Genomic DNA, 18,238 nt, shown 5'->3' on the forward strand with positions numbered 1-18,238 from the left:
CCCGGTTAGGCCGAGGTGGTGGCCACCAGTAGCTCCTTGAGTTGTCGCTTCTTCATCGGGGTGAAGCCGGCTTCCAGATGCCGGGCGCGGATCTGACGGTCCGCCCGGTAGAGCGCATATCCGCGTTGGAGCAGGAAAATAATGGGCTTGCGGCGTTCGCGTACATCACGCACAAAGCGGCGAATGGCCGTGGAGAGGGCCGAAACTTCGATGTAGTAGGCCTGCACCGGAACATCAAGGCGCTTGAGCGGAGCCAAGATTTCGGAGACGAAGATTCCCTCGGCCAGCAGTGGGCCGCCATTAAGTTCCACCGGATGGGTGCCATCGTAGCTGGAGGTACTGATCGAGTAATTGGGCACCTGGGTTGTCCCGGATTCCAATAATTCGATCAGTGCGTCAACCGCGGTATCGCAATTCCAGGTTCCGGCGTGATCCCAGTCGACTTCCCCGTAGTCGGTACGCGGTAGTGGCGTGGTGACGGAGTCCTCGGAGAGCTCGCGGTAGAAATTATCGAGCTCCATATGGGGACGGCCGAAGCGGTCGGCAAGGTACGACTTTCCGGATCCGGAGGCCCCGCCCAGCAAAATGAGGGGTGTATGTTGTTTCGGCACGACATCCATTATTCACCGCGGGGCATCCGGACCTAGAATCGAGCGCATGAGTCTCTGGAATTCCGATGCCGATCACGCCTTGAATATTCGCATCGCCGAACCTTCCGGAGATCCGGAAGCCGATTTGTTGGCAGGCATCACCTTGCTCGAATCCGTACGTGATGCCCACGCGCCAGCGACGCTGCGGATTTATCGGCCGGATCCGACCTTAGCCTTTGGACAACGCGATGTCCGTCTGGATGGTTACGACCAAGCGGTTCAACGTGCGCGCCACCATGGGTTTGTCCCGGTGGTCCGTAAAGCAGGGGGCCGCGCCGCGGCATATCACCGCGGAACGGTGATTGTTGATCATGTGGAGCCCGCCGCCGAGGCCATGCTGGGGCACCAGCTGCGCTTTAAGGCATTAGGCACGCTATACGCCGATGCCCTGCGCCGCGGGGGAATCGATGCCCGGGTGGGTGAGATTCCGGGGGAGTACTGTGCCGGGGAATACAGCGTGCACGGCGTGCCTGGCTTGGCCTCCCCGACGCAGCATCGCATCAAGCTGGTGGGCACCGCCCAACGAGTGGTCTCCGGGGCCTGGTTGTTTTCCAGCGTGTTTGTGATTGAGGATTCCACACCCATCCGCCTGGTGCTGGACGATGTTTATCAGCACCTGGGAATCGCGATGGATCAGGCCACCGCCGGCGCCGCCGAGGACCTCGTGCCTGACTATAAAACGGAAACGTTCATCACCGATCTTTTGGCCGAGTATGCGCTGCACACGGAGCTGAGCTACAGCTAGACATGGCTCGCGGATGAGTTTTAGCGCTGGCGCTTGCCCAGCCGTAATCCTGCCCAAAACGCTGCCGCGCAACACGCGATGGCCAGTAGCAGGTAGCCGGCGATCTCCGCGGGAGCAAGAAAATACAGGCCAGATAGGAAGGTCGTGTCACTCAGTGGTGCGTAGCCAGCGAAGCCAAAGTCTACTTCCTTGTCCCGCGTTGTCCATAGGGACACCAGACCTGCTACCAGAGCCACCACCGCGATGATTCCGGCGAGCGCGGGGAGGCGGCGTCTAGGGAAGCGCTGATGCGGTGGCGGTGGGCTCTGAAAATCGTCCATGGGGATGAGTATGTCACGCAGGCGTGCACAAAAGTGCTGGTGGGCCCTCGTTTCGCGGTTTCTTGCGGTTGCTGACTGTCCGTGCACACCCCGTCTGCAGGACTGTGCATTGCGTTGTGCCCCGGGGCGGGTAATACTCGGCCTCATGCATTGTGCATGAGCCGAGTAATGGAGGCAGAACACATGGCCGAGAATTTGACACCCACCCGCTATCCGCCGCGGACCACTCCGGTGCGTCATGAGCTGCCCGGCCGGTGCAACGCCTGATGCGCGCCGCCATCCTGCGCGAGCTGCCGGGGCCCGGAACCGGCAGCTTTGCCCGCAGCCGACCATTGGTCATCGAGGAGTTGCCCACCCCGGCCCCGCGCGCCGGGGAGGTGGGTGTGGACATCAGCTATTCCTCGCTGTGCCACTCGGACCTCTCGGTGATCAACGGGTCCAGGCCCCGCCCGCTGCCCATGGCCCTTGGTCACGAGGCGGTCGGACGGATCACCGCGTTGGGTGAGGGCGTGGAGCACCTGAAGATCGGCAACAAGGTAGTGCTGGTCTTTGTGCCGGGATGTGGGAACTGTCGTGCCTGCACGGCCGGGCGCCCCGCCCTGTGTCACCGGGCAGCGGTGAGCAACACCGCCGGGGATTTGCTCCATGGTCCGGCGCTGCTGCGTGGGGCAGGCGGGGAGCGGATCAACCACCACCTAGGAGTTTCGGCCTTTGCCGACCACGCGGTGGTGGCCGCCGAATCGGTGGTGCCGATCGATGAGGACGTGCCCGACGAAGTGGCCGCCATGTTTGGCTGTGCGGTGCTCACCGGCATCGGGGCCATTCGGCACACTGCCGGGCTTGCCGCGGGCCAATCCGTGATCGTCTACGGGCTCGGCGCCGTGGGGTTGGCAGCGATCATGGGAGCGGTGCTGGTGGGTGCGGGAAGCATCATCGCCATTGACCCCAATACGGCCAAGCACGAACTCGCTCTGGCTGCCGGGGCCACCGCGGTCGGAACACCCGAGCAGGCGCGGGAGCTGGTGGCTGCGGCCACCGGCGACGGGGTTGACGTGGCGATCGAGGCCTCGGGATCAGCCCGGGTGATCGCTGAGGCACTGGAGATGCTCACGCGTGGCGGGGCGGTCATCTGTGTGGGGCTGCCGCATCCGGAGGCCGAACTCACGGTGCCGGCGTTAACGTTCGCGGGAGCGGGCAAACGCCTGCTGGGCTCCTATATGGGAGACGCCCAACCCGCTGCGGACATCGCCTTCTTTATTGACGCCTGGCGTGCCGGAAAGCTGCCGGTGCACCTGCTGCACAGCGACACCCGCCCGTTGGAGGACATCAATCAAGCCCTAGACGCGCTCGCCGAGGGCCAAGTTATTCGGAGGCTGCTCAAGCCCTGAAACGCCGGTGGGCGGTGAGGGAACGGTTTCCCGTTCCCTCACCGCCCACCGGTCATTGCCGCGTGTCACTAGTGTCCGCGCGTGATCCAATCATCCAGGTTCGGTGCCTCGGCGCCGATGGTGGTGGCATCCCCGTGGCCGGTGTTCACCACGGTGTCACTCGGTAGGGTGAGCAGGCGTTCGCGGATCGAGTCGATGATGGTCTCGAAGCTCGAGTAGCTGCGCCCGGTAGCGCCCGGTCCGCCGTTGAACAGCGTATCGCCGGAGAACAGGGTGTTCAGGTCCTCGGCGTAGAAGCAGGTCGATCCGGGGGAGTGCCCTGGAGTGTGCAGCGCCACCAGGGTGGTGCCAGCAATCTCGAAGCTATCTCCATCCGCGATCTCATGATCGGCGGTGGTGCCCGGGAAAACTGCTTCCCAGAGCATCGTATCGGCCGGGTTCAGGTGCACGGGTGCCTCGACGAGGTCCGCGAATTCGCGGGCGTAGCGGATGTGGTCATCGTGCCCGTGGGTCAGCAGCACGGCCTTGACCGCGCGGTTGCCGACCGCTTCCTTGATCTTTGCCGGCTCGTGAGCGGGGTCGATCACGTAGACCTCGTTTTCGTCCCCCACGATCCACACGTTGTTATCCACGTCCCAGGTGCCCCCGTCCAGGGAGAAGGTACCGGAGGTGACGAGGTTTTGGATCTGTGCCGGCATTAGAGTTCCACCACCGAGCGGAGGACCTTGCCCTCGCCCATCTTGGTGAAGGCAGCCTCAATGTCGCCCAACCCGATGCGCTCGGAGACAAACGCATCCAGATCCAAACGACCCAGCTTGTACTGCTCCACCAGCATCGGGAAGTCGCGGCTCGGCAGGCAGTCCCCGTACCAGGAGGACTTCAGCGATCCGCCGTGGCCAAAGATATCTAGCAGCGGCAGCTCCAGCTTCATCTCCGGAGTCGGGACACCCACCAACACCACGCGGCCGGCCAGGTCGCGAGCGTAGAACGCCTGCTTGTAGGTTTCCGGACGACCCACGGCCTCGATGACCACATCGGCGCCGAAGCCACCGGTGACGGCCTTGATGCCTTCAACGGCATCTGAGGTCTTGGAGTTCACGGTGTGCGTGGCCCCCATCTTGGTGGCCATGGCCAGCTTGTCATCATCGATGTCTACCGCGACGATGGTGGTCGCGCCGGCCAGCTTGGCCCCGGCGATCGCGGCGATGCCTACCCCGCCACAACCGATCACTGCCACGGACTCGCCACGCTTGACCTCACCGGTGTTTATGGCAGCACCGATGCCGGCCATCACGCCGCAGCCCAGCAGGCCGACGGCGGCCGCGTCGACGTCTTCATCAACCTTGGTGCACTGTCCCGCAGCAACAAGGGTCTTCTCGGCGAACGCGCCAATACCCAGGGCCGGCGAGAGCTCGGTGCCGTCCTCCAGGGTCATCTTCTGCGACGCGTTGGCGGTGTTGAAGCAGTACTGCGGGGTGCCCTTGGCGCAGGCGCGGCACTGGCCGCAGACCGCGCGCCAGTTCAGGATGACGCGGTCGCCGACGGCGACGTTGCTCACTCCTTCGCCAATCTTGGAGACCACGCCGGTGGCTTCGTGGCCCAAGAGGTATGGGTAGTCGTTGCCGATACCACCGAGCTTGTAATGCAGATCGGTGTGGCAGACACCGCAGGTCAGGATGTCAACCACTGCCTCGCCGGCTGCCGGTTCGGGAATGATGATGGTCACCGTCTCAACGGGGGCATCCTTGGCTCGGACGATTACTGCCTGGACCTTTTGTGACATGTCACTCCAATTCTTACGGGGCGGTCGCGCAAGCGCGCGACAAAAAACTTAACGTGAAAGGGGTGCCGCCTACCTTTCGGCAGATGGCACCCCTCCATCCAAGCACAGCGTCGACTAGACGCGCTCGAGGACTTCCTCAATCCGCGGATTTGTTGCGGAAGTTCCGTCCGGGAAAATCAGCGTGGGAACGGTCTGGTTCCCACCGTTGAAGGCCTCGACCAGTTCGGCGGTCCCCTCAACTTCTTCGATGTTCACTTCGGTGTAGCCGATTCCCTTGGCGTCCATCAGGCGCTTGAGGTTGCGGCAATAGCCGCACCACGAGGTGGTGAACATCGTGACGCTGCCGGCCTCGGGAATGTACGGGGCAAGTTTTTCTGTTTCGCTCATATCTCATGTAACCACGGACATGAGAGTCTTATTTCATGTGTGGACGATATGTGATGGCCAAGGCGATCGGGGATCTGGTGGCAGAGGCGGAAGCCGAAGCCGATGCGAACCTTGAACTGCGCCAATCCTGGAATGTTGCCCCAACTACCGACGTGCCGATCGTGCTCGAGCGGCTTGTTGAAGGTGAAGTCCACCGGCAGGTGCATGTTGCCAAGTGGGGGCTGGTACCGGGATGGGCCAAAGACCCGGCCGTGGGGGTGCGTGCCTTTAACGCTCGCAGCGAGACGGTCATCGAAAAGCCGACCTTCCGTGCCGCGGTAAAGGCCCGGCGTTGCGCCGTTCCGGCCGAGGGATATTACGAATGGTTGGCCGGTGATACCCCCAAGGCCAAGAAGCGCCCGTTCTACGTTCACCCGGCCGATGAATCGTTGATCTTCTTCGCCGGACTCTACGAATGGTGGAAGGATCCGTCCAAGGACGACGGAGATCCGGGGCAGTGGCTTCTCTCCACCTCTATCCTCACCGGTCCGTCACCAGATGCGAATTCCGAATCGCCGGTCCTGCAGGAACTGCACGGGCTGCATGACCGGTTGCCGATCCCGCTGGACAAGGACTCCATGGCTGAATGGCTGGACCCGGAAAATAAGAATGCCGCCGAACTGGTGGAAATGGTCCGCTCAGGTGCCCTCGACGTTGCGTCCACGTGGGCACTGCGCGAGGTCGATGCGGCGGTGGGCAATGTGCGTAATGACGGACCGGAGCTCACCGAGGAACACTCGGGGCTGTTCTAGGCTTCGGTGGCTTCGGCACCGGGTGGAAGGTGCCGCTGAAGTTTTTGTAGGCGGTGGACGATCACATTTCGTCCACACATGAAAACAGCTCGAGCCTTCTTGGTGGAGGACCCTTTGCCACCGCGCGGATATCCTACGTCGTTTATGAGCATGACGTACCGCAGGATACCGAGGCGGTTTGCCCGTATCGGTCGATCCGACCGCCCGGCGGCACCTCATCTACCGCACGCCATGGCCACTAGCGCGCTACGGCTTTGCACCGCGCACTTGCCGAAGAGTGACTTGAACTGATCCTGCACGGTATACCGGCCAATACCCAAGGCGTGCGCTAGAGCAGCGGTGTCCAGCCCGGTCGCTGCAAGTTCAAGCAACCGGCACTCACGTGGGCTTAGTGCAAAGCACCGCTCAAAGACCTCGATGCGTTCGGAGGGCAACGCATCCTGGATGGTCACCGCGATGGGTGCCATGCCGTGGTCAAAAAGCGTGGTCATGCGCGTGGCCGACAAACGTGCCCACACTCCGTCACCCACATGGACCAGTGAGCTGGCCGGATGCGCATCAATGCCTTGCTCTACGGCCAGCAATTGGGCGGCCACATTAAGTACTTCCGCGTCGATGCCGTGGTGCGGGCGAGGACCGGGCTGCAATAGATCCAGCCAGCGGGTGGCCGACCCCGTCTGGCTGATGATGCCCAAATCGTTGGCCAGCACCAATACCGCCTGGTCATGATTTGGTACCCCTGCTGTGCTCCCCATCTGGAACTGGCGCGCTGAACAATGTCGCAAGCCGGTGGTGATCACCGGCGCCAAAGCCGAGAGCTCTTCGGCTTCCTTCTGAGTGAAGGTGCCAGCACCGTCGCCGCGCCACAAGTCGAGCCAGCCCCAGATGCCCCACCTGTCGGCAAAAACTAGCGATAGGACATCGGTGATTGCGTACCGGCGCAGCACCCGTGCCCACGATTCACTGCGGGACAACTCTCCGGCGCTCACCGCGGCCAGCGAGAGTGCGCGGGCCGGATTGACCGGCAGCGAGGTCCACCGGTTTAAGGCCGTGGAGTACTTGAGGGTGATGAACAGTGGCAGTTCCTGAGGGCAGGGAGTGTTGGCCATCGGGGAGATTCCGACGGTAGTGATCGGATCGGCCAGTGGCCATACCCAAGCATCGTGCCCGAGGACCCCTGCGATTTCCCGAAGAACTGCGCTCCGGTATTCGTGGCTCTCAAGTCGCGCGTCATCGAGGGCGGCAATCCGCTCCATACAGCGGCCTCGTGCCCAGCTGCTTGCCATATGGCCATTATGCGCTCACACCTCTCGCGTGCGGGCGTAGCCCTGGGGTATCCCAGAAGACTGGGATGGTGGCAGGTCATTCATCGTGCCTAGGCTCAAGGCATCGGCCACAGAGGTGGCCCTGAGGAAAGGAGAGCGTGATGTACACGCTCCAAATAGAACACGGCATTAAAGACTTTGGGATGTGGATGGGTGCCTACGGCGCCGACCCGCTGGGGCGGGCCGAATCCGGCGTTCTCGCCGAGCGCATTTACCGTCCGGTCGACGATGAGCACTATGTTGTGTTGGATCTGGATTTTGCCTCCCATGTGGAAGCCGCCGCCTTCTTAGATCGGCTTCGGTCCAACGTTTGGTCCGCGCCCTCGGCTTCCCCCGCGCTGGCCTCGGGGCCAAAAACTCGCATTGTGGAGCAGATGAACGGTGCCTACCGAGAATAAGCCAAGGGGAGGTGGTCATGGATCCGATGGTTCTTGTGTCGGATCCAGTGGCTTCTTACCTTGTGCTGCCCGACGGTGACAGGTGAACCGGGAAGGTATCCCGTATCTGTGTGCCCGCCCGTACGCTGAGGGAAAGGGATCACCGCTCGGGAGCTCGCGATTGCCTGATATTGCGCCGGTAAAAGTGGCCTCGGAGCGTGCCGGTTTGCGCAGCGGCATCCATCCTCGATGCGCTGACCGGCTGGCCACGATGTGAAATGGTGAGTGCAACTCTTGCCGACACTCGAACGAAGGAAAATCATGGAACTGGCAGAACTGCTTGAAGAACTGGATGCAGGGCGCACCATCACGGGGGACTCGCCCCTGCATGGCCTCATGCATCGGATCAGCCAAGAAGCCCTGCGCATCACCGGCGAACTTAACGGGGGATATCAGGAGCCCGCGCGGGTGCGCGAGCTGCTGGCCCAGTTGATCGGCAAGCCAGTTGATGAAACCGTGACGCTCTTCCCGCCGTTTAACGCCGACTTCGGAAAGAACATCACCCTGGGCCAGCGGATCTTCATCAATGCCGGGTGCAAGTTCCAGGATCAGGGTGGGGTGGTCATCGGGGACGACACCCTCATTGGACACAATGTGGTGATCGCAACGCTGAACCACGACCTGGCGCCGAGCCGGCGCGCGGATATGCATCCGGCTCCGGTTCTCATTGGCCGCAACGTGTGGATCGGCTCAAACGCCACGATCCTGCCGGGGGTGACAATCGGGGATGATGCAGTGGTGGCTGCCGCCTGCGTCGTGACCAAGGATGTACCGGCGGGCGCCGTTGTGGTGGGTTCCCCCGCTCGGGTGGTGCGCTCGGTGACCGAGTAACCACCTCAAGGTTCAACTTCCCTGGGCTCAGCTTTTGATCGTGCAACAGTGCCGTTATCGGCTCTGCTCCGTCCCTTCGGCGGTGGCTGGCACCTCTTGCTCGGCCTCGGCCTCAAGCGTGGTCCGGAGCATGGAGTAGGCACAGCCGGCGATCACCAGCCCGGCAATCAGCATGAGCCAGCGATAGTCCAGAATGGCCACCAAGAGCGCGCCCACGGCAATCGATGCCAATTGTGGGATATTGAGCACCAGATTGGTGGCAGCTGCGGCCCTGCCCTGCAACCGGGCCGGGGTTAGGCGCTGCCGGGTTGTCACGAGCGCAACAAAGATCCAGGGGATCCCCACCCCGGCCAGGAAGAGCGCCGGGAGAACTACCGCCAGCAACAGTCCGTGCTCGGCGACAAACGGTAGCAGGTCGGTGGCGGCGGCTAGGGCTGCCAGCCCGATCAGGCCCAGCCCGAAGCCCACGGCTCGCACGGGGCCAGCCCTACGCATCAACATCGCCGCGGTGAGACCGCCGAGGATGCTTCCGGCTCCCTGCAGGCTCATGAGTATCCCGAAGAATTCGGGGTCCTTGCCCAGACCCTTGTCGATCAGCTCAAAGAGTGTTGAGTTGAACATGCCGATGACGCCCAGGGCTATGGCCGTCACGACCACCATGCGCCACAGGACGGGAATGCTGTTTAAGTGCCGGAAACCAGCGGAGTTTTCGTGCCAGAAGCCACCGCGTTCGGAGGCAGGTTCCGGCGCTGATTCTTGGACGGGCACCGTGATTAGAAGTCCGGCGGTGAGCAGTAAGGCACCGGCGACTCCCACGGCAAGTGCGCCCCCGCCCCACAGCGTGTACAGCGCGGCGCCCAGCAGCGGAGTGAAGATCCGCAGTCCCTGGTCAATGGTGGAGAGTAAACCGTTAGCACTGTCCAGATTCTCATCCTGAAGCATGTCACGCACCAACCCGGATTGAGCGGCTCCGTTGAGGATCCCCAGTAGCCCGTAGATGAAGGCCACCACGTAGATCAGCCAGAGGCCGTCCGGGCCTGCGACCAAGAGAAGTAGTAGCGCGCTGCCGGCCGAGACCGCGTTTCCCAAGATCAACAGCCTGCGGCGGGGAAATCTGTCGGCGAACGCGCCCATGAACGGGGAGAAGACGATGGGAAGTCCCAGCGCCAGGAAAACCATGCCGGCAGCGCTGGACGAGCCCGAGATGTCCTTGACCCAGATGGACAGCGTCAAGAACAGGGCACTGTCGGCAAGATTTCCGATGGTCCAGGCTCCGGTGAACCTGCGGAACATCGGGATGGCGAACAGGGCCTTCATGACTCCGCGTCCTTGGGTATCAGGTCGTGGGCCAGTGTGGTGGCCATGAAGACGCGTACGGGGGCAGCTGCCTCGGGGCGCTGCATCGGATCGGTGATGCGCCCCAGATAGGGGGCAATGAGCTGGCGGTAGTTTTCGGACAAGGCATCGGCTTCCTCGGGGGTGAGGAACAGGGTTGAACCGACCTCGAACAGGTGGCCCTTCCAGGTGTCGGGGACCGGCAGGTGCCTGCCCGCTCGCATTCGTTCGAATTCCCATGATTGGATCTGCTCGCCGAGTGCCGCGGCTGCCATTTGGGCATCGGGACCGGCCTGATTCCTGTCGATGTGTTGGGTGATATCGATGATTTGCCAGGGTTTGTCACGCCCGGTGGCACCGGGTGCGCGTTCGATGTAGCCGTGCTGGGCCAGTGTGCGTAGGTGGAAGGAACAGTTAGCCGGGCTTTCTCCGACATATTCGCTGGCTCGGGCGGCGGTGATGGGGCCCTGTGTGCCGACAACTTCCAGGAGGCGGATACGCAGGGGGTGGGCCAGTGCCCGCATGGCCTTGGCGTCTGTGATGTCCATGGGCCACACGCTACTATCGAAAGAACTCTTTCGTAATAGTTCTTTCGATACGGTTCGCAGGTGCGGTTATGACTGCTTTCGGCTGCAATACCCGCCCGAAATTAAGGGGCGGCAGGTAGCGGTCATGTCGTACTACAGCGGCGCTGATAACCTCGATCCCATGAAGCCGTACGAGCTCGAGATGCTCACCGCACTGCGCCGAGCCAAGGACATGATTGATCGCGACTACGCGCTACCCCTTGACGTTCCCACGATGGCCGCTAGGGCGCTCATGTCTCCCGCGCACTTTTCACGGCAGTTCAAGACCGCTTATGGACAGAGCCCATACGCCTACCTGATGACCCGACGCATTGAGCGATCTATGGCATTGCTGCGCTCCGGAGTCAGTGTCACCGATGCCTGCATGGCAGTTGGCTGTACCTCCCTGGGCTCCTTCAGTACAAGCTTTACCCAGATCACCGGGGAGAGCCCGAGCGGGTATCGGATGCGTGATCATGCAGCGGTAGAAGCCATGCCGGCGTGCATCGCCAAGTCCGTCACCCAGCCCAAAAGCACAAAAATGCCGCGCTACTAGATCCGAAGGAGTCGGCGCACCGCGCGTGCGGTGTGCTCCCGCGCTAGGGGGCGGATGCCCAGGGCGAGGTGGATCGAGATCCCCTCGATGAGGGCATCAAGCGCCCGTGCGGTGTCGTGATCCATATGGCGTTCTAGGGCGCGACCGCTGAGCTCCAGCCATGACTGAGTGATGGTGGCGAAGCGCGCATCACGCGCCGCCAGCGTGTACAGCTCCATGGTCAGCACCGTAGAGCGCTTTGAGTCCAGCACATCGTCATGGATCAACTCCACCAGAGCCGCAACCAATCGCTCACCGTGCAGCTCCCCGGCCAGCCGGATGGCGAAGCGCTCGCCGACCTCGGCGACAAAACGCCCGAAGGCGGCCTCCAGCAGCTCGTTCATGCCGGAGAAGTGGTAGGTCATCGAGCCCAGCGGGACATCGGCGAGCGCCGCGACCTTCCGGTGTGAGGTGCCGGCGACGCCCTGGTCGGCGATCACGTCTAGGGCACAGGAAATGATGCGGTCACGGCGGAGCGGGTCAACCCGTCGGGTGGAGATGGCGCGCCGTCCTAAAGCTTCTTCATAACGCGGGCTGGGTTGCCCACTGCCACGACGTTGGCCGGCACGTCCCGGGTGACCACGGAGCCGGCGCCAATGACGCTGTTCTCCCCGATGCTGACCCCCGGTAGGATCGTGGCGCCGCCGCCGATCCACACGTTTTCACCGATCGTGATGGGTTTCGCCGCTTCGAGCTTGGCCCGCCGAAGCTCCGGCTCCATCGGGTGGGTGGGGGTCAGTAGCTGCACGTTGGGACCGATCAGGCAGTCCGCGCCGATGCTGATTTTTGCGACATCCAGGGCGGTGAGGTTGTAGTTGATGAAGGTGCGGTCGCCGATGGATAGCTGCGTGCCGTAGTCAACGAACAGCGGGGGCTTGATCTCCACGTCCTGCCCGAGGTGTCCGAGCAGGTCGACCAGGACGTGGCGGGCGGCTGTGGGGTCCATCGGGTAGATCTTGGTGTACTCGTCGGCCAGGCGCAGCGCGCGACTGGCCTCGGCTGCTAGTTCCGGATCATCGGCCAGGTAAAGGTCTCCGGCGAGCATGCGCTCGCGGTTGGTGCGGTGGTCATCGGCAAGATCGTCATCCATATGTACGATCGTACATTGTGGCTCACGGTGCCGCACCCGGACATTGAGCAGGATTCGAGAAGCGGCATGGGGATCGGGTGAATATTGTTGAGTCATGGACATTTCATTGCAGTATTCACACATCACCGTCAACGACGTCGACGAAGCCATCGCGTTCTACCGCGACGGTTTGGGCCTAACGGTGGAGAACGATGTGGCTTCGGGCGAACACCGCTGGGTTACCCTGGGCACGGCCACCCAGCCGGGACTGGGCATCGTGCTCTCCAATCCACATGCGGGGCGCTCGGAGGCAGATGGCGACATTATGCAAGAGCTACTCGCCAAGGGCGTGCTGCCCATGACGGTCTTTAGCACCAATGACCTGGATGGGCTCTTCGAGCAGGTTCGCGCCACCGGAGTTGAGGTGCTCCAAGAGCCCATCGAGCAGCCGTGGGGCCCGAAAGACTGCGCCTTCCGAGATCCTTCGGGGAACATGATCCGACTAAACCAACGCTAGGGATAAGAGTCCTCACCTCAAACCGTCAGTGGCCGGTCATCCTCTTTTGTGAGGATGACCGGCCACTTGCTTCGGGAGCAGTGCCTACCTAATAGGCGGGATGGGCGCGATGGGATCGGGCTCATCGGGCGAGTAGGGGTGCTGCGGATTCGGTGGATAGGGCACGGGTCCGGGATCTGGCGGGGGATCGTAGGGCGGAGCGGGAGGAATCGCGTCGGGATGGGTCGGCCGGTGCGGCGGTACTGGAGGCTGTGGAATTGCCATGGCTACTCACTTTCTTTCGATAGTGGATGCAGGCCCAGTGTATGGCGTGCCGTGTGGTGAAGGAACCCCCTTGTGCCCCGTAGCTGCGCCGGCACGTTACTACTAATCCTCGCCGGCAGGTCTGGAGCCGGTGACAGGCTTGACGTTGATCTGTCGTGATGTTTCGTTTCGCTCATTGAGAATCACCGGGAAGATGCCTCTCGCCCAGGGATGCCCGCTGATCGGGCAGTTCCTCGGCGGGTCACGTCATCGAGCAGCTGGGAAAGCGAGGTATCAGCGTGCCCCTTTTTTGAAGAGGCGCGCCCGCACCGCAAGACCCGCGCAGAGGATAACAGCAACGCCTCCGGCGAGCGTTTGCCAAGTCAGAACTTCGTGAAGGATGAGTCCTGCCCACAGGATGCTCATGACTGGCTGCGCGAGCTGAACCTGACTGACCTGGGTCATCGGGCCGATGGCCAGCCCCCGGTACCAGGCGAAGAATCCAAGGAACAGGCTCACCACACCTAGATAGATGAACGCCATCCACTGGAGGGGGGTTCCTGTCTGTGGCTGGTCGATGACCGCAACAATGGCCAGCGCCATCATGAGCGGGGCAGCAAGGACCAGTGCCCACGAAACCGTTTGCCAGGCACCCAGCTCGCGGGCCAGCAGGCCGCCCTCCGCGTAGCCGACAGCGGCCGCGAGCACTGCCCCAAACAGAAGTAGATCGGACCATGTCAGGTTTCCAAAACCGCTGCCTTGCAGCCCGGCGAAAAACACGGCGGCAACCGCACCTAGAATCGCGAAGATCCAAAATGACGGTGCGGGGCGTTCCTTGGTTCGCAACACGACCATGATGGCTGTCGCGGCCGGGAGTAGGGCGATCACTATCGCGCCGTGGCTGGCTGGTGCGGTAGTCAGTGCATAGGAGGTGAGTAGCGGGAACCCGAGAACAGTGCCACCGGCAACGATCGCGAGCCTGCGCCACTGAACCATGTTGGGAAGGTGCTGGCGGGTGGCGACTAAGGCGATGGAGGCTAGCAGGGCGGCGATGACCGCCCGGGCCGACCCGACGAACAGGGGTGAGAGGCCCTCGACGGCCAGGCGAGTGAAGGGGACGGTAAATGAAAACGCCACAACTCCGACGAAGCCCCACCAGAGGCCCGTGCGTACCGATAGTACTGGTCGCGTTTCGACGATAGTGCTACTATTGCTATTCATGAATAACAGTAGCACGCAGAGGATTGTTGATGAGCTGCGTTCCTGGATCTCCACCGCGCCTCCGGGGGCAAAAGTCCTTTCGAGCCGGGAGTTGATGGCCAGGTACGGTGCCAGCCCCGTCACGGTACAAAAAGCAATGCACACACTCACGGCGCTCGGCCTGGTGGAGAGTCGGCCCGGAGTCGGCACCTTTGTGCGAGCGCTGCGGCCACGAAAGAGCGCTGACTATAGCTGGCAGACATCGGCGATGGGCTCTCCGCATGTCAGGTTGCCCGTCGTGCACGCAACCCAGCGCTCGGCGGCGCCCGATGCGATTAGCCTCCACTCGGGATACCCGGATCGGGAGTTGCTGCCCGAACGGCTGGTGCACGCCGCGCTCAACCGTGCGGCACGCACGGATACGGCGCTGACTCGTTCCCCGGTCCGTGGATTACCGGAACTGCAGGCATGGTTTGCCGCGGAACTTGGAGCTGCCGCACCGGTGGATATCTCCCCGCCGACCGCCCGCGACGTGCTGGTCCTCTCGGGCAGCCAGAGTGGAATGAGTTCGATCTTCCGTGCCGTCGTAGGCCCCGGCGAACCACTACTGATCGAATCACCTAGCTACTGGGGAGCGATTCTTGCGGCGGCCCAGGCGGGGGTAACGCTCGTGCCGATTCCCTGCGGCCCCGACGGGCCGGACCCCGAGGACGTGGACCGAGCCTTCCGTCAGAGCGGCGCCCGGGCATTTTATGCCCAGCCCACCTATGCCAACCCGACGGGCATCCAATGGTCGCCACAGCGGGGGAAGGAAATCCTTGGCATCGTCCGTAATCACGGGGCCTTCCTGATAGAAGACGACTGGGCACACGACCTAGCCATCGACACAGATCCCCGCCCCTTGGCCGCCCACGATGACAGTGGACACGTCATCTACGTGCGATCACTGACCAAGAGCGTCTCGCCTGCACTGCGTGTCGCCGCCGTCATCGCTCGAGGCCCGGTCCTTGATCGCATCGTGGCCGACCGCGGAGCTGAAGCACTGTATGTCAGTGGGCTGCTGCAGGCCGCGGCCCTGGATGTGGTGACCCAGTCGGGCTGGAAGACCTACCAACGCGGACTGCGCCACCAGCTGCGCGATAGACGCGATCTGCTGGTCGAAAGCCTGCGGGCCCATACACCCGATGCTAGCCTCGAACGGATTCCCGCCGGAGGGCTCAATCTCTGGCTGCGCCTGCCCGATGGCACGGACCTTGATCGGCTGGTGCGGGACTGCGAAGCCAGTGGACTCATCATCGCCGCGGGCGACGATTGGTTTCCTGCGGAACCCGCCGGCCCATTTATCCGCCTTAACTACTCGGGTAGCGCTCCGGAGCGGTTCCCCGAGGCAACGCGCATACTTCAGTCTGCTCTTGATCAACAACGCGGGAACTAATGCCGAGCCGGCTCAGGCGTCACGGCGCTGAATCACCGGAAAGCATCGTGAAACCCGCACACGGCTTCACCGTGTGGCAACCCCAGCTCATGGGTCATGAAGCAAGATAAAAACCAAGCCACCCACCCAGAGGGTCCACAAATATTAGCTGAGGTAGGACATTCATTTCCCACCTTCAGAATCGAGGAGCTGAACCTCTTTTTCGTGGCCGCGGACGTAAACTGGGAGGGCACGTTTCCTACCATGGATGGAATCCGATGTCCCTCTCAAACAGCCCCCTGACTACCATCATTCCCGTTACCGATACGCAGCGCTCACAGAAGTTCTATGAGGATTTGTTGGGACTTTCCTATCGGGGTCAGGCCGCGGATGGCAACCTACTTTTCGCCCTCGACGGCACTGGTACATTGGCTCTGCTCTCGGACCCCGAAGCCAAGGCCTCCGTCCACACCGCAGCCAGTTTCGAAGTCAACGACATCTCGGGGGTCATCACCGAGCTCTCCGGACGGGGCGTGGTCTTCGAAGACTATGACCTGCCCGATTTAAAGACCACCGAGCATGTCTGTGTCCTTGGATCGGAAAAGGCCGCCTGGTTTAGAGACCCCGACGGAAACATCCTCTGCCTCCACGAGAATCTTGGGTAGAACACCTGCTGCGTAGCCGTACCGCCGCTGGTGGAGAGCATCCGAGCCTCGTGGGATGCTTGGAGCATGGATCTGGAGATTTCGCCCGCGCTGACGATTCCGTCCTCCGAGCTCGACTGGCGGTTCTCTCGTTCCTCCGGCCCGGGCGGACAACACGTCAATACTTCCGATAGCCGCGTCGAGCTATCCTGGAATATTGCCGCCTCACGCATACTCTCAGATGCTCAGCGACAGCGGCTATTGAGTCGTCTTCGATCCCGGCTTATCGCCGGGGTACTGACCGTTTCCGCATCCGAACAGCGCTCCCAATTGCGTAATCGGGAAACTGCGCTGTTCAAGCTCGCCGAGCTGGTAGACACCGCGCTGGCGCCAGATGGTCCAACGAGACGTGCGACAAAACCAACTAAGGGATCGCAGCGTCGTCGACTGGCGGCCAAGGGGCGCCGTTCGCTCACCAAACAGCACCGCCAACGGCCGAGCGCAGAATAACCTTCAACTCTCGGTGTCCTAGAGCTCAGGAACCACACTGGAAGCGCAGCTCGTGCCCATCCGGATCCTTGACGTGCGGTAGTACCCAGCCGATAGAGCCGGGGTGGACACCGGGATGAATTTCACCCAATGCGGTTAATCTGGAGGCTAAGGCTTCAAGCGCTTCTCGGTTCGGGGCACCGAAGGCAAAGTAGTCGAAGCCCGCGGCAGCAATTGCCCGTTCCGGGTCAAGCCACAGACCAAGTTCCGGGCCTCCGTGGGGATGGTGCATCACCAATCCTGCGATGTTCTCCCCGTCACGGACTTCCAAAGCCAGTTTGTAGCCGAGTCGTGATTCGTACCAAGAACGACTGGAATCCAAGTTTGTCACCGGGAGCTTCAGGTGGTGGACTCCTGCCAGTTCCGGTATTTCGGGATTCATGAGCATCGCCTTTCGTTGGTGGGCAGTTCCACGATAGGTCCGTGCCTGTCAAAAGCACAGGGGCCGCTGGGTGGCTTTTGTTCCCCCAGGCCGCCTCGCCACCGAGAAGCGGAGCTTGCCGCTGCGTGTGACGGTGAAAAGACGAAAGAATGGGAGGATGTTATCAATGGTTAGAGGCCCCTGTTAGGTGGTCCACTGAAGGGGGAAAACACATCAAGAAGGAACTGGAAGATGTAGCCGGAGCGGCCGAAACTGCCTCGAATTCACGGGCCTTTGTGATCGTGGCGCGGGCGGGCTTTGCTGTCAGCGGGATCTTGCATGTGTTGATCGGCGTCATCGCGATCCGATTGGCCCTCGGGGAGTCCGGAGACGCGGAACAGAGCGGTGCGATTGCTCAGCTGGCTGCCCAGCCGGCGGGCTTGGCCATGATCTGGATTGGTGCTGCCGCGTGCCTCGGGCTGGGACTATGGCAGGTGAGCGAGATGCTCTTCGGGTACAGCAATGCACCGACGAAAACGCGCTGGGGCAAGAAGCTCTCCGCTGCCGGACAGAGCATCGTGTTCCTGGCGATGGCGCTGAGCTTCGGATCCTTTGGGCTAGGTAACCGCCGGGACAGTGGTGAGTCCACCAGTGACACCTCAGCTCAGATCATGCAAGCTCCCGGGGGAGCTGCACTGTTACTCGCCATTGGTCTCGGCATTGCCGTGACTGGTTGCGTTTTTGGGGTCAGGGGCATCATGCGGTCCTTCACCAAGACCCTGAACCTACCGTCGTCAAGGCCGATGCGACGCGGCACCCTTGCGCTGGGGATCCTCGGCTATACGGCCAAGGGAATCACCCTCGTTCTTGTAGGGCTCTTGTTTATTGTGGCCACCTTGCAGGCGCATCCGGAGGAGTCTACGGGGCTAGATGGAGCGCTCAAGGCCTTGCGTGCCCAACCTTTTGGTAGCTACGTGCTCATTTTCATCGGTGTCGGGCTGGGATGCTACGGGATTTACCTGATGGCGAAGTCGCGATTGGCGCGGATGTGATTCGGGATTCTTGGGTGTCTTAGGTCCATCAGGGCC

The 18,238-nt window shown here is 62.2% G+C and carries 23 protein-coding genes; 11 read left to right on the top strand and 12 right to left on the bottom strand.

Going from position 1 to position 18,238, the window contains the following annotated elements:
• Positions 1-5: 5 nt before the first annotated feature.
• Entirely contained in the window at positions 6-620 is a 615-nt protein-coding gene (locus HED64_RS08625; protein WP_168151630.1) for a uridine kinase family protein, read from the bottom strand.
• Positions 621-657: 37 nt separating this feature from the next.
• On the opposite strand from HED64_RS08625, the gene HED64_RS08630 reads away from it, so the two are divergent.
• Positions 658-1,395 carry a lipoate--protein ligase family protein gene (locus HED64_RS08630; protein WP_168151631.1) on the top strand — a complete coding sequence of 246 codons (738 nt, stop codon included), beginning with the start codon at positions 658-660 and terminating at the stop codon, positions 1,393-1,395.
• Positions 1,396-1,415: 20 nt separating this feature from the next.
• On the opposite strand, the gene HED64_RS08635 is transcribed toward HED64_RS08630, so the two are convergent.
• Positions 1,416-1,715: a hypothetical protein gene (locus HED64_RS08635; protein WP_168151632.1), complete on the bottom strand. Its 300-nt coding sequence runs from the start codon at positions 1,713-1,715 to the stop codon at positions 1,416-1,418.
• A gap of 266 nt (positions 1,716-1,981) precedes the next feature.
• On the opposite strand from HED64_RS08635, the gene HED64_RS08640 reads away from it, so the two are divergent.
• Positions 1,982-3,103 carry a zinc-binding dehydrogenase gene (locus HED64_RS08640; protein WP_168151795.1) on the top strand — a complete coding sequence of 374 codons (1,122 nt, stop codon included), beginning with the start codon at positions 1,982-1,984 and terminating at the stop codon, positions 3,101-3,103.
• Between the two features lie 68 nt (positions 3,104-3,171).
• Here HED64_RS08640 and HED64_RS08645 read toward each other — a convergent pair whose 3' ends face one another.
• From HED64_RS08645 to HED64_RS08655, 3 genes are all read right to left on the bottom strand, one after another.
• The gene (locus HED64_RS08645; RefSeq protein ID WP_168151633.1) at positions 3,172-3,801 is read right to left on the bottom strand and encodes an MBL fold metallo-hydrolase; all 630 of its coding nucleotides are present in this window, start codon (positions 3,799-3,801) and stop codon (positions 3,172-3,174) included.
• Positions 3,801-4,886, bottom strand: a complete 1,086-nt coding sequence (locus HED64_RS08650; protein WP_168151634.1) for an S-(hydroxymethyl)mycothiol dehydrogenase — start codon at positions 4,884-4,886, stop codon at positions 3,801-3,803. The genes HED64_RS08645 and HED64_RS08650 overlap by 1 nt, the downstream gene beginning before the upstream one ends.
• 114 nt (positions 4,887-5,000) lie before the next feature.
• Positions 5,001-5,273 (bottom strand): glutaredoxin domain-containing protein, encoded by a 273-nt coding sequence (locus HED64_RS08655; protein WP_168151635.1) that lies wholly within the window; start codon positions 5,271-5,273, stop codon positions 5,001-5,003.
• Between the two features lie 35 nt (positions 5,274-5,308).
• Between HED64_RS08655 and HED64_RS08660 the strand changes: the two genes are divergently transcribed.
• The gene (locus tag HED64_RS08660) at positions 5,309-6,064 is read left to right on the top strand and encodes an SOS response-associated peptidase (protein WP_168151636.1); all 756 of its coding nucleotides are present in this window, start codon (positions 5,309-5,311) and stop codon (positions 6,062-6,064) included.
• A gap of 215 nt (positions 6,065-6,279) precedes the next feature.
• Here HED64_RS08660 and HED64_RS08665 read toward each other — a convergent pair whose 3' ends face one another.
• Positions 6,280-7,320: a helix-turn-helix transcriptional regulator gene (locus tag HED64_RS08665; RefSeq protein WP_245325831.1), complete on the bottom strand. Its 1,041-nt coding sequence runs from the start codon at positions 7,318-7,320 to the stop codon at positions 6,280-6,282.
• Between the two features lie 170 nt (positions 7,321-7,490).
• Between HED64_RS08665 and HED64_RS08670 the strand changes: the two genes are divergently transcribed.
• Both HED64_RS08670 and HED64_RS08675 read left to right on the top strand, forming a co-directional pair.
• Entirely contained in the window at positions 7,491-7,787 is a 297-nt protein-coding gene (locus tag HED64_RS08670) for a hypothetical protein (RefSeq protein WP_168151638.1), read from the top strand.
• A gap of 300 nt (positions 7,788-8,087) precedes the next feature.
• Positions 8,088-8,657: a DapH/DapD/GlmU-related protein gene (locus HED64_RS08675; protein ID WP_168151639.1), complete on the top strand. Its 570-nt coding sequence runs from the start codon at positions 8,088-8,090 to the stop codon at positions 8,655-8,657.
• Positions 8,658-8,711: 54 nt separating this feature from the next.
• Here HED64_RS08675 and HED64_RS08680 read toward each other — a convergent pair whose 3' ends face one another.
• Together HED64_RS08680 and HED64_RS08685 are read right to left on the bottom strand one after the other, a co-directional pair.
• Positions 8,712-9,974, bottom strand: coding sequence for an MFS transporter (locus tag HED64_RS08680; RefSeq protein WP_168151640.1), 1,263 nt, complete (start codon positions 9,972-9,974; stop codon positions 8,712-8,714).
• Positions 9,971-10,540, bottom strand: coding sequence for a winged helix-turn-helix domain-containing protein (locus HED64_RS08685; protein ID WP_168151641.1), 570 nt, complete (start codon positions 10,538-10,540; stop codon positions 9,971-9,973). Before HED64_RS08685 ends, HED64_RS08680 begins: the two co-directional genes overlap by 4 nt.
• A 160-nt stretch (positions 10,541-10,700) precedes the next feature.
• On the opposite strand from HED64_RS08685, the gene HED64_RS08690 reads away from it, so the two are divergent.
• Positions 10,701-11,114 carry a helix-turn-helix transcriptional regulator gene (locus tag HED64_RS08690; RefSeq protein WP_168151796.1) on the top strand — a complete coding sequence of 138 codons (414 nt, stop codon included), beginning with the start codon at positions 10,701-10,703 and terminating at the stop codon, positions 11,112-11,114.
• Here HED64_RS08690 and HED64_RS08695 read toward each other — a convergent pair.
• The gene (locus HED64_RS08695) at positions 11,111-11,653 is read right to left on the bottom strand and encodes a TetR/AcrR family transcriptional regulator (RefSeq protein WP_168151797.1); all 543 of its coding nucleotides are present in this window, start codon (positions 11,651-11,653) and stop codon (positions 11,111-11,113) included. The genes HED64_RS08690 and HED64_RS08695 overlap by 4 nt on opposite strands.
• Positions 11,654-11,664: 11 nt before the next feature.
• On the bottom strand, positions 11,665-12,243 hold the full coding sequence (locus HED64_RS08700) for a sugar O-acetyltransferase (RefSeq protein ID WP_168151798.1): 579 nt from the start codon (positions 12,241-12,243) through the stop codon (positions 11,665-11,667).
• 94 nt (positions 12,244-12,337) lie between these two features.
• On the opposite strand from HED64_RS08700, the gene HED64_RS08705 reads away from it, so the two are divergent.
• On the top strand, positions 12,338-12,739 hold the full coding sequence (locus HED64_RS08705; RefSeq protein WP_168151642.1) for a VOC family protein: 402 nt from the start codon (positions 12,338-12,340) through the stop codon (positions 12,737-12,739).
• A 537-nt stretch (positions 12,740-13,276) separates the two neighbouring features.
• Here the strand turns inward: HED64_RS08705 and HED64_RS08710 are convergent.
• Entirely contained in the window at positions 13,277-14,203 is a 927-nt protein-coding gene (locus tag HED64_RS08710) for a DMT family transporter (RefSeq protein ID WP_168151643.1), read from the bottom strand.
• Between HED64_RS08710 and HED64_RS08715 the strand changes: the two genes are divergently transcribed.
• The 3 genes from HED64_RS08715 to arfB all read left to right on the top strand — a co-directional run bounded on the left by HED64_RS08715 (position 14,202) and on the right by arfB (position 16,750).
• Positions 14,202-15,617, top strand: coding sequence for an aminotransferase-like domain-containing protein (locus tag HED64_RS08715; RefSeq protein ID WP_168151644.1), 1,416 nt, complete (start codon positions 14,202-14,204; stop codon positions 15,615-15,617). The two genes, HED64_RS08710 and HED64_RS08715, sit on opposite strands and share 2 nt — an antisense overlap.
• Positions 15,618-15,874: 257 nt before the next feature.
• The gene (locus HED64_RS08720) at positions 15,875-16,261 is read left to right on the top strand and encodes a VOC family protein (protein ID WP_168151645.1); all 387 of its coding nucleotides are present in this window, start codon (positions 15,875-15,877) and stop codon (positions 16,259-16,261) included.
• Between the two features lie 66 nt (positions 16,262-16,327).
• Positions 16,328-16,750: an alternative ribosome rescue aminoacyl-tRNA hydrolase ArfB gene (arfB, locus tag HED64_RS08725; RefSeq protein WP_168151646.1), complete on the top strand. Its 423-nt coding sequence runs from the start codon at positions 16,328-16,330 to the stop codon at positions 16,748-16,750.
• A 25-nt stretch (positions 16,751-16,775) separates the two neighbouring features.
• Here arfB and HED64_RS08730 read toward each other — a convergent pair whose 3' ends face one another.
• On the bottom strand, positions 16,776-17,171 hold the full coding sequence (locus tag HED64_RS08730) for a VOC family protein (protein ID WP_168151647.1): 396 nt from the start codon (positions 17,169-17,171) through the stop codon (positions 16,776-16,778).
• Positions 17,172-17,320: 149 nt separating this feature from the next.
• Here HED64_RS08730 and HED64_RS08735 point away from each other — a divergent pair, with 149 nt between their 5' ends.
• Positions 17,321-18,202, top strand: a complete 882-nt coding sequence (locus tag HED64_RS08735) for a DUF1206 domain-containing protein (RefSeq protein WP_168151648.1) — start codon at positions 17,321-17,323, stop codon at positions 18,200-18,202.
• Positions 18,203-18,238 lie beyond the last annotated feature (36 nt).

It is taken from the genome of Paeniglutamicibacter terrestris, assembly GCF_012271785.1.
Taxonomy (GTDB): domain Bacteria; phylum Actinomycetota; class Actinomycetes; order Actinomycetales; family Micrococcaceae; genus Paeniglutamicibacter; species Paeniglutamicibacter terrestris.